This is a genomic window from Glycomyces tarimensis, from assembly GCF_054776215.1.
In genome coordinates this window covers 122718-132875 of sequence record NZ_BAAHCB010000004.1, presented here as the reverse complement: position 1 = coordinate 132875, position 10158 = coordinate 122718, and the positions used below count along the sequence as shown (strand labels likewise).

Here is a 10158-nt window from a genome sequence, read left to right as displayed (position 1 = left end):
TGGGGCGGACCCCCCGGGCGCTACGGGTTGTGGAAGACGACCTCGGGCCAGTCCTCGTTCGGGCCCTGGAGGATCGGTGCGCCCTCACCGCGCAGGTGCTCGTCGGCGAACGCGGTCACGTGCGCGCGGGTGAGCCGGTCGGCGTAGCGCCCGTCCATTTCCTGGAGCGGCAGTCCGAACTGCGCGCCCAGCGGCGCGAGGTCGGTGAAGGAGCTGTGCGTGGTGCCGTCCACGGTGATCCACCGCTTCCAGCCGTCCAGCTTCTTCCACGCCTTCGTCCACGTCTTGTCCTCGCCCGGCCGCCCGTGCTCTTCGGCGCCGACGATGAGGAACGGCCGCTCCAGCTTGTGCGCGTCCAGCCCGAAGAACGTGCCGTCGAGATTGAATCCGGCGTCGAAGCGCTCGTCGGCGTGCATCGCCCGGTGGCCGCTCGCGCCGCCGATGGAGTGGCCGCCGACCACGACGCGCTCGGCGTCGATGACGCCGGCGTCCTCCCAGGCGGCGTCGTCGCCGGTGAGCTCGTCGAGCGCGAACGACAGGTCCTCGGCCCGGTTCGGCGTGATCTGGTCGTAGTCGTCGGTCGCGCAGGCGACGCATTCGGTGGTGCGGTCGGGGAAGCTGATCGGTGCCTCGTAGTTGTGGCCGACGGCGGCCACCACGTAGCCGTGGCCGGCCAGCTCCTCGGCGATGCCGGTGAGCGTGGCGCGCGGGAACGAGAAGCCCGGCGACAGCATCACCAGCGGCAGCGGCCCGTCGTCGGCGAGCGGCTCGGCGTCGGCCACGGAGTTCGTCTCCACGGAGGCGAGCAGGTCCGCGGGGACCTCGAGCTGCGCGCCGAACCGCGCCGACTCCTCGGCGGTCATGTACGGCGCGGCCCGGCCCTCCTCGTCGGTCGGGTACCACATGGTGACCATGAGCTCCCGGTCCTCTTCGGGCACCCAGATGTCGGCTCGGTCCTCGTCGACGAGGTGGAGCGTGGTGGTCCCGGTGTCGTATTCGCCGCTCGGCTCGGGGATCGCGAGCGCGGCGCGCTCGGCTCCGGCGTCGGCCGTCTCGGCGTGGGCGATGGTCGTGGAGGCCGCGACACCGACCGCGGCGAGTGCGGCGGCGATCATGAGTTCATGTCTCATGGGTTCACACTAGGCCCGCGAAGGCCTTGTCCCCCTGGGTAGAATGACCGGTCCGCCTCCGTCTTTCGGCCGAGCTCAGGGCTTGGAGGCCGGCGCGATCTTCACCGCGCAGACCTTGAACTCGGGCATCCGCGAGATCGGGTCGAGCACATCGGACACGGCGGCGTTCGCGTTGGCCGCCCCCGGGAAGTGGAACGGCGAGAACACCGTGTCCGGGCGGATGTCGGCCGACAGCCGCGCCGGTGCGGTGTAGGAGCCGCGCCTGGAGGTCACCCGCACCCAGTCGCCGTCGTTGACGCCGTGGCGCACGGCCGCGTCGGGGTGGATCTGGAGGAACTGCTCACCGTCGAGCGAGCCGATCAGGCGCGTCTGCGCGCCCGACTGGTACTGCGTCAGCACGCGTCCGGTGGTCAGGTACAGCGGGTAGACGTCGTCGCGGCGCTCGGCCGGGTGCCGGAAATCGACGGCGACGAACTTGGCGCGCCCGTCGGCCGTGCCGAACTCGAAGTCGGCGAACATGCGCGGTGTGCCGCCGTGGTCGGGCGCGGGCACCGGCCACTGGAGCGTCCGCTCCTCGAGCCGCTCGTAGGTGACGCCGGAGTAGTCGGCCTTGCCGCCGGCCGAGGCGCGGCCGAGCTCTTCGAAGACGGTCTCCGGGTCGGTCGAGTACTCGCCGGGCGCGTCGAGTCGATCGGCCAGCTCCTTCATCACCCACAGGTCGGAGCGGACGTTGTCGGGGGCGGGCCGCAGTGCGCGGCGGCGGATGATGCGGCCCTCGAGGTTCGTCATGGTGCCGTCTTCCTCGGCCCACTGCGTGACCGGCAGGACGACCTCGGCCAGCGCCGCGGTCTCGGACATGACGAAGTCGAACGACACCAGCGACTCCAGGGCCCGCAGACGATCGGAGACGCGGGCGGCGCGCGGCGCGGAGACGGCCGGGTTCGAGCCGAGCACGAACAGCATCTTCACCTCGTCGCCGCACTTGCGCAGCAGCTCGACGGCGGAGACGCCGGCTCCGGGCAGCGCGTCGGGCTCGACGCCCCAGACGGCGGCGACGTGCTCGCGCGCGGCCGGGTCGGCGATGGAGCGGTAGCCGGGCAGCTGGTCGGCCTTCTGGCCGTGCTCCCTGCCGCCCTGCCCGTTGCCCTGCCCGGTGATGCAGCCGTAGCCCGAGGACGGTTTCCCCGGCAGGCCGAGGGCGAGTGCGAGGTTGATCCAGGCGGTGACGGTGTCGACGCCCTTGGCGTGCTGCTCGGAGCCGCGCGCGGTGAGGATGGCGACCTTGCGTCCTCGGCGAGCTCGCGAGCCGTCGAGTCGGCTCTGCGACAGGAGTCGGGCGGTGGCGTACAGGTCGGGGACGGATACGCCGGTGATGCGCTCGACGAACGCGGGCCAGTAGCCGGCGGCGGTCTGGCGGACCTCGTCGAAGCCGTCGGTGTGGGCGTCGATGTAGTCGTGGTCGATGTAGCCCTGCTCGATCGCGATGTGCAGCAGGCCGTTGGCGAGCGCGAGGTCGGTGCCCGGCTGCGGCTGGAGGTGGAGCTGGGCGGCCTCGGCGGTGGCGGTGCGGCGCGGATCGACGACCACGAGTTCCGCGTTGGTGAGATAGCGCATGAACGGCGGCATCGTCTCGGCCGGGTTGGCGCCGACGAGCATGACCACGTCGGAGTCCCTGAGGTCCTCGGTCGGGAACGGCAGACCGCGGTCGATGCCGAAGGAGCGGTTGAGCGCTCCCGCCGCCGAGGACATGCAGAACCGTCCGTTGTAGTCGATGTGCTTGGTGCCCAAAGCCAGACGCGTCCACTTGCCGAGCTGGTAGACCTTCTCGTTGGTGAGTCCGCCGCCGCCGAAGACGCCGACGGCGTCCTTGCCGTGCTCGGCCTGGACCGCGCGGACCTTCGCGGCGACGTGGTCGAGCGCGGTCTCCCAGGAGACGGGCTCGCCGCGCAGCAGCGGCGAGGTGACGCGCCCGGGGTGGTCGAGCAGTTCGGGCGCCGTCCAGCCCTTCTTGCACATGCCGCCGCCGCGCGGCGCGGCGGTGACCGCGCCGGCCTCGTCCTCCTCCAGCCGCATGCCGCACTGGAGCGCGCAGTACGGGCAGTGGGTGTCGGCGGTGCGGACGACGGGGAGGCTGGTGCGAACGCTCATGAGGCGAGTGTGCGCTCGGGCGGTTACATCGCCACGAGCCGAGTGTTTCCGGGATGCTAAGTGGCCCGCAATCTCCGGACTCGGCGATTGCGGGCACCGGTGCGGCATGCGGTGCTAGACCTTCGCGTAGGCGAGGCTGGGGGCGCGGTCGAGGAAGACCTTGCGCTGGTAGAACCACCAGTTCATGAACAGGAAGACCGCGTAGCCGCCGAGGAAGACGTACATGGCGGTCACGACCGAGCCGGTCTGCTCGTTCGAGACGCGGAAGCCCTGGTTGATGAGGAAGCCGCCGAAGGCGCCGATCGCGGAGATCCAGCCGAGCGCCGCCGCGGTGAGCTTCTTGGCCCGCACGACCTCGTCCGCGCTGGTCTCACGTCCGACTGCCGCGGCGGCCTCGGCCTGGAAGATCGCCGGGATGGACCGGTACGTCGATCCGTTGGCGACGCCGCTCATCAGGAACAGCACCATGAAGGCGACGAAGAACAGCGGGAAGGAACCGGTGTCGATGCCGCCGATCGCGGCGAGGACGGCGGCGCCCATGAGGACGAACGAGGTGCTCGTGATCGGGGCACCGGCCCACTTGTCGGCGAGCCACCCGCCGACCGGGCGCGAGACCGAGCCGATCAGGGGGCCGAGCGCGGCCAGCCACAGCGACTGGAACTGGGGGAACTCGATCTGGATGACCAGCGGGAACGCGAAGGAGTAGCCGATGAACGAGCCGAACGTGCCGATGTAGAGCACGCTCATCACCCAGGTGTGCTTGCGCGTCAGCGCCGGCAGCTGCCGCCGGATCGGGGTGCGCGAGACCGCCAGGTTGTCCATGTGGCGCCAGGCCATGAACGCGGCGACGACTCCCAGGACCATCCACAGCAGCGGCACATTGTGCAGCCAGATGCTGTCCCCGGCGTCGTTGGTGCCCTGGGAGGCGCCGAAGAGGCCCAGCGCGATCACGAACGGGCCGACGAACTGCACGGCCGGGACGCCGATGTTGCCGCCCGCCGCGTTGACGCCCAGGGCCGTGCCGCGATACCGCTCCGGATAGAAGAAGGAGATGTTCGCCATCGAGGACGCGAAGTTGCCGCCCCCGAATCCGGCGGCCACGCCCGCGACGATGAACAACCAGTACGGGGTGCCCGGCGTCATCAGGCAGTAGGCGAGCAGCGAGGTCGGGATGACCAGCAGCGCGGCCGAGACGACGGTCCAGTTTCGCCCGCCGAAGACCGCCACGGCCGCGGTGTACGGGATGCGCAGGAACGATCCGACGAGGTTCGGCACGGCGGTGAGCCAGAACAGTTGACTGGTGGTGAAGCCGAACCCGGCGGCGGCGAGGTAGGGGGCCACGATGCTGAACATGACCCACACCGAGAAGCCGAGGTGTTCGGCGATCACCGACCACAGGAGGTTGCGCCGCGCGACCTTCTTGCCGGTCGACCGCCAGAAGGCCTCGTCGTCGGGCCTCCAGTCGGTGATCCAGCCCTTGCGTGCGACCGCCGGCTCCTCGGCCGCGGTCTCGGTCATCGTCACTGTCATGTCCACCACCGTCGCCCAGCGGCGTTGCCGCCGCGTGCGGCAGCTGTACCGCGACGATGAAGTTCGGCTCACGGCTCTGTTACGGAGGGTGTGAACGGGCGACCTCGCGGAAGGCCGAGAAGCCCGTCACATCGGGGCATGGCATAGCGTTGACGGCTATGGACGCCGCCATTGAGGTCACCGACCTCCACAAGACCTACCGCGGCCGCAAAACCGGAGAGGTCCGCGCCGTCGACGGCGTGAGCTTCCGAGTCGGCGAAGGCGAGTTCTTCGGCATCCTCGGCCCCAACGGGGCGGGGAAGACGACCACGCTGGAGATCGTCGAGGGCCTGCGCAAGCCCGACAGCGGCGAGGTGCGCCTGCTCGGGCAGTCACCGTGGCCGCACTCGCCCGCGCTGACCAGCCGCATGGGCGTGCAGCTCCAGGCGTCGGCGTTCTTCGAGTTCCTGACGGTGCGCGAGCAGATCGAGACGTTCGCCGAGCTCTACGGCGCCGACGCGAAGCGGGCGGCCGCGATGCTCGACGAGGTGGGCATGAGCGAGCACGCGAACGTCCGGTGCGAGAAGCTCTCGGGCGGCCAGCAGCAGCGCCTGTCGCTCGCCTGCTCGCTGGTGGGCGATCCCGAGCTGGTGTTCCTCGACGAGCCCACGGCCGCGCTCGACCCCCAGGCGAGGCGGAACCTGTGGGACCTGATGCGCGCCATCAACGCCGAAGGCCGCACCGTGGTGCTCACGACGCACTACATGGAGGAGGCCGAGGCGCTGTGCGACCGGGTGGCGATCATGGACTACGGCAAGATCCTCGCCGTGGACTCGCCCGCGGGGTTCATCCGCGACCTGGACGCGCCGACGCGCATCACCGTGGCCGCCGGCCAGCTGAGCGACGAGCGCGTCAAGGAGCTGGCCGCCGACGAGACGGTGACCTCCGATGACGCCGCGGTCGTGTTCGAGACGCGAGACGCCCGGGCGCTGCTGACGGCGCTGGCCTCGGACGGGGCCCTGGAGGGCCTGGCGGTGCGGACGGCGAACCTCGAAGACGTGTTCTTGCAAGTGACCGGACGGGAGTGGCGGGCATGACGGTGGACGCACCCGAACGGGCGAGGGTCGGCGGCGGCCGCAGGGCCTATGTCAGCCTGGTCAAGGCCGTGGGCCGCGGCTGGCTGCGCGATCGCAGCCAGGTGTTCTTCACGATCCTGCTGCCACTGATGTTCATGGTGCTGCTGTCGAGCGTCTTCGGTACGAGCGACTCGACGGTGCCGCGGGTGGTGACGGTCGGCGAGGTCCCCGTCCTCGCCGAGGCCGACGAGGGCGAATTCGCGATCTCCTCGGCCGGCGACCTGGACGCCGCGCTCGCGCGGCTGGAGGAGGGCGAGGCGGACGCGGCGGTGATCCAGCAGGGCCGGACGGTGACGATCTACCACTCCCAGAGCAACTCCACGGCCGGCGCCATCGCGCTGGGGCGGCTCACCGCGCTGGTGGACGAGGCGAACGTGGAGCGATTGTCGGCGGCGGCCCCGGACGAGCCGGTGCTCACCGTCGACACCGCCGCCGCCGAGGACACCTCGGCCAAGCCGATCCAGTACCTGGCGCCGGGCATCCTCGCCTGGGGCATCGCGATCTCGGGCGTGTTCGGGGCGGCCGGGACGATCGTGGACTGGAAGCGCGACAAGCTGCTGCGTCGGCTGCGGCTCACGCCGGCTTCGGTGCGGACGTTCGTCGGCGCGAAGATCTCGGTGAACCTCATCGTCGCGGTGGCGCAGACGGTGCTGTTCCTGGCCGTCGCCGCGGTCGGCTTCGGCCTGGAGCTGTCGGTGTGGAGCTGGTTCGCGGTGCCGCTGGTACTGCTGGGCACCCTGGCGTTCCTGGCGATCGGCGTCGTCGTCGGCGGGATCGCCCAGACGGGACCGGGAGCGGCCGGACTGAGCAACCTGGTGACGATGCCCATGGCGTTCGTCTCGGGCGCGTTCTGGCCGCTCGCGCTGTCGCCGTCGTGGGTGCAGGCGCTCTCGTACTGCTCACCGATGCGCTATCTCAACGAGGCGCTGCGGGCGGTCGTGGTCTACGGCGAACCGCCCACGGCGGTCCTCCCCGAGATCGGCTTCCTGGCGGTCTTCGCCGCCGCGGTCGCGGTCATCTCGTGGAAGACGTTCAAATTCGACGAGCTCTAGGCGCGTCGCCGCCGAGACCCGCGTTGCATGGAAGCCAACATGACCTCCCGTTGCCGACCGCTGATGCCGGCATCGAGGGCGTCGCACAGTGTGCGGTCACGACCATCCGGCCGGGCCGGTGATCATCCGGCCGTGTTGACCACCGCGTCGTAGACGGTCCGGCGGGGGACGCCGAAGCGGCTCGCCACCTCCTTCATCGCGGCCTTGCGGTCGACGCCGGCCGCCTCGGCGGCGGCCACCGCCGCCGCGAGCGCCTCGGGAGTGGCGTCTTCGGGGTCCGGTCCGGACCAGCCTTCGATCACCAGGGTGATCTCGCCTCGCGGCGGATCCTCCTCCGCTCCCGCGGCCAGTTCGCCGAGAGTGCCCCGGCGGACCTCCTCGTGGGTCTTCGTCAGTTCGCGGCACAGTGCCGCCGCCCGGTCCTCCCCCAGCTCCGCGGCCATCGCCCGCAACGTGTCCGCGACGCGCCGCGGCGACTCGAAGAACACCATCGTCCGCCGCTCCTCGGCCAACGCCGCGAACACGCGCCGGCGCTCCCCGTCCTTGCGCGGCGCGAAGCCCTCGAAGCAGAACCGGTCGCACGGCAGCCCGGACAGCGCCAGCGCCGTCGTCACCGCGCTCGCCCCCGGCGCCGCCGTCACCTCGATGCCGGCATCGATCGCGGCCCGCACCAGGCGGTACCCCGGGTCCGACACCGAGGGCATCCCCCCGTCGGTGATGACCGCGACCCGCTTTCCGTCATACAGATGTTCGAGCAGCGCGCCGCTCTTTCCCACCTCGTTGCCCTCGAAATACGACGTGATCGACGCCTTCGCCCTCACCCCGAGCTCGCTCAGCAGGCGCTGGAGCCGCCGGGTATCCTCTGCGGCGATGACGTCGGCGCGGGCCAGCTCGGACGCCACCCGAGGTGAGGCGTCCTCTGGATTTCCCAGCGGCGCACCGAGAAGCACGAGCATGCCGCTTGATGATGTTGACACCGGCCCAGTATCCACTACCGTTTTTCGGAGAGCCGGGCCTCGGTCACGGTGCGGCGACACCGCGCACATGCAAGCTGCTCGGCCAAGTTGTCGGGTACCGGACAGTGGGCTTACATATGAGCGAACGGTAACGGATACTCGGTGTAACAACATAGGCGACATAACGCAGCTGCACGCCCTCTCGAACACAGTGGAGGCCGCCTTGACCGTGATCCTAAGAGTGGGAGCCGGAATCGCCGCTCTCGTCCTCGGTTACTTCGCGCTCGGATTCATCGCCGATCATTGGGCATGGTTCGCCTCCATAGCGATCCTCCTGGGAGGCACTGCGCTCGCCGCATGGGTCCTCTTCCGCAGCCGCGGCGACGGCCAGCGCGAGCACGTCCCCACCGCGGAGCGCCAAGAGCTCATGCGCAACATCAACAAGATGAACATCCCGAACTTCGACGCCATGGTGGGTCAGCTGCTCGTGCGCCTCGACGCCAAGCGCGTCAAGAAGTTCGGGCACCGCCAGAACGACCTGGGCTGCAACTTCGTGGTCACCTTCAACAACGGCAAGCGCATCATCGTGCGCGCCAAGAAGGACGACCACGCCATGAAGCGCCAGAACGGCACCCGCCACGTCCAGATCCTCGGCGGGGAGATCCGCCCCCGCTGGGACTGCGACGCGGGCGTGCTCATCACCAACGCCAACCTGCACTGGCTCCACCACGCCGCCCGCAATGAGGCCGTGGCCGCGCAACTCGGCGTCCTCATCATCGACCGGGACCGCCTCGCCGAGTGGATCGACACCGGCGAGCCGCCCGCGGAGCTGCGTCCGGTGCGCGCCGCCCTGCAGAGCGCCGCGAAGCCCTAGCGTCTGACGAGCCGAAAAGCCCCGGAGCCGCACCGACTCCGGGGCTTTTCGGCTTGCCGTCCGGCGAGCCTAGCTGGAAGCCAGGGTGACCTCGACTTCCTGCTCTTGGCCGTCGCGCACGTAGGTGATCGAGACCTGGTCGCCGCTGGCCCTGCTCTGCACGGCCGCGACGACCTCAGAGGCGGAGGTGACCTCGGTGCCGTCGATCGCGGTGATGACGTCGCCCGACTGGAGGCCGGCCTCCTCGGCCGGCGAGTCGGCCTCGACCTCGAGGATCATCGCGCCGTTGCCCTGGGTGTCGCTGACCGACACGCCCAGGAAGCCCCGCTCGACGGAGCCGTGCTCGATGAGCTCGTCCACGACGTCCCTGACGGTGTTGGACGGGATCGCGAAGCCGAGCCCGACGCTGCCCGAGCCGGTCGACAGGATCGCGGTGTTGATGCCGATCAGCTCGCCGTTGCCGTCGACCAGCGCGCCGCCGGAGTTGCCCATGTTGATCGCGGCGTCCGTCTGGATGAGACCGTTCAGGCTCGTCGCGGACGGCTGGCCGCCCGGCGAGTCCTCACTGGAGACCTGCATGGACCGGTTGAGCGCCGAGACGATGCCGGCGGTCACGGTGCCCTCCAGACCCAGCGGCGATCCGATCGCGACGGTGACGTCACCGACCTGCACCCCGCTGGAGTCCGCGACGGTGACCGGCTCCAGGTCGTCCACGCCCGAGACCTGGAGGACGGCCAGGTCCTGCGTCGGGTCGGTCGCCACGATCTCGGCGTCGGCGACGGTGCCGTCGGGGAATCGCACCTCGGCGGTGTTCGCGCCCTCGACCACGTGGTTGTTGGTGACGATGTAGCCGTCGTCGGAGTAGACCACGCCGGAGCCCTCGGCGGCGTTGGTCACGACCGTGATCACGGACGGGCTGACCTTGTCGACGATCTCGGTGTAGGTGATGCCCTCGCCGGCGTCCATCGACACCGACTCGACGACCGTCGTCGGGTCCCCGTCGTCCGCGAGGAACCAGCCGACGACGCCGCCCGCGCCGCCCGCGATCAGTGCCAATGCCAGTGCGCCGGCCACGAGCTTGCCGCGTCCCCGCTTCGCGGACCCCGCGGTGCCGGGCGCCGGGCCGTAGCCCGGCGGCGGGCCGGCGGCGGCGGCGTGCGGCTGCCAGGACGGCGGCGCGTCGTGCGGGGCAACCATGTACGGGGCGGCGTTCTGGCCGGGAGGCGGGAATCCGGGCGCCTCGGACCGCTGCGGCTCAACGGGTTCCGGCGCGGGACCGCCGGTCTCGTGCTGGGGCGGCACGGGTCGTTCGTCGCTCGCATGATGATGCGGTGATCCGGGGCCCGGTCCGGG

The 10158-nt window shown here is 70.6% G+C and carries 8 protein-coding genes; 3 read left to right on the top strand and 5 right to left on the bottom strand.

Annotated elements, in window-relative coordinates; all coding sequences use genetic code 11:
* Positions 1–20: 20 nt before the first annotated feature.
* From ACYVK3_RS04470 to ACYVK3_RS04460, 3 genes are all read right to left on the bottom strand, one after another.
* On the bottom strand, positions 21–1130 hold the full coding sequence (locus ACYVK3_RS04470; protein WP_460496062.1) for an alpha/beta hydrolase family protein: 1110 nt from the start codon (positions 1128–1130) through the stop codon (positions 21–23).
* A gap of 75 nt (positions 1131–1205) precedes the next feature.
* Entirely contained in the window at positions 1206–3278 is a 2073-nt protein-coding gene (locus ACYVK3_RS04465) for a molybdopterin oxidoreductase family protein (RefSeq protein ID WP_460496060.1), read from the bottom strand.
* A gap of 114 nt (positions 3279–3392) precedes the next feature.
* Positions 3393–4808: an MFS transporter gene (locus tag ACYVK3_RS04460; RefSeq protein WP_460496058.1), complete on the bottom strand. Its 1416-nt coding sequence runs from the start codon at positions 4806–4808 to the stop codon at positions 3393–3395.
* Between the two features lie 158 nt (positions 4809–4966).
* On the opposite strand from ACYVK3_RS04460, the gene ACYVK3_RS04455 reads away from it, so the two are divergent.
* The gene (locus tag ACYVK3_RS04455) at positions 4967–5884 is read left to right on the top strand and encodes an ABC transporter ATP-binding protein (RefSeq protein WP_460496057.1); all 918 of its coding nucleotides are present in this window, start codon (positions 4967–4969) and stop codon (positions 5882–5884) included.
* A complete protein-coding gene (locus ACYVK3_RS04450; RefSeq protein ID WP_460496056.1) occupies positions 5881–6975 on the top strand; it encodes an ABC transporter permease in 1095 nt (364 codons plus the stop codon). Before ACYVK3_RS04455 ends, ACYVK3_RS04450 begins: the two co-directional genes overlap by 4 nt.
* Before the next feature lie 122 nt (positions 6976–7097).
* Here the strand turns inward: ACYVK3_RS04450 and rsmI are convergent, their stop codons facing one another.
* A complete protein-coding gene (gene rsmI, locus ACYVK3_RS04445; RefSeq protein WP_460496269.1) occupies positions 7098–7931 on the bottom strand; it encodes a 16S rRNA (cytidine(1402)-2'-O)-methyltransferase in 834 nt (277 codons plus the stop codon).
* 241 nt (positions 7932–8172) lie between these two features.
* On the opposite strand from rsmI, the gene ACYVK3_RS04440 reads away from it, so the two are divergent.
* Positions 8173–8805, top strand: a complete 633-nt coding sequence (locus ACYVK3_RS04440) for a restriction endonuclease (RefSeq protein WP_460496055.1) — start codon at positions 8173–8175, stop codon at positions 8803–8805.
* A gap of 69 nt (positions 8806–8874) precedes the next feature.
* Here ACYVK3_RS04440 and ACYVK3_RS04435 read toward each other — a convergent pair whose 3' ends face one another.
* Entirely contained in the window at positions 8875–10107 is a 1233-nt protein-coding gene (locus tag ACYVK3_RS04435) for a S1C family serine protease (RefSeq protein WP_460496054.1), read from the bottom strand.
* Between the last annotated feature and the right edge of the window lie 51 nt (positions 10108–10158).

Coding starts and splice junctions, on each gene's coding strand:
- ACYVK3_RS04470 (WP_460496062.1), bottom strand. CDS start 1,130: ATGAGACATGAACTCATGATCGCCGCCGCACTCGCCGCGGTCGGTGTC.
- ACYVK3_RS04465 (WP_460496060.1), bottom strand. CDS start 3,278: ATGAGCGTTCGCACCAGCCTCCCCGTCGTCCGCACCGCCGACACCCAC.
- ACYVK3_RS04460 (WP_460496058.1), bottom strand. CDS start 4,808: ATGACAGTGACGATGACCGAGACCGCGGCCGAGGAGCCGGCGGTCGCA.
- ACYVK3_RS04455 (WP_460496057.1), top strand. CDS start 4,967: ATGGACGCCGCCATTGAGGTCACCGACCTCCACAAGACCTACCGCGGC.
- ACYVK3_RS04450 (WP_460496056.1), top strand. CDS start 5,881: ATGACGGTGGACGCACCCGAACGGGCGAGGGTCGGCGGCGGCCGCAGG.
- rsmI (WP_460496269.1), bottom strand. CDS start 7,931: ATGCTCGTGCTTCTCGGTGCGCCGCTGGGAAATCCAGAGGACGCCTCA.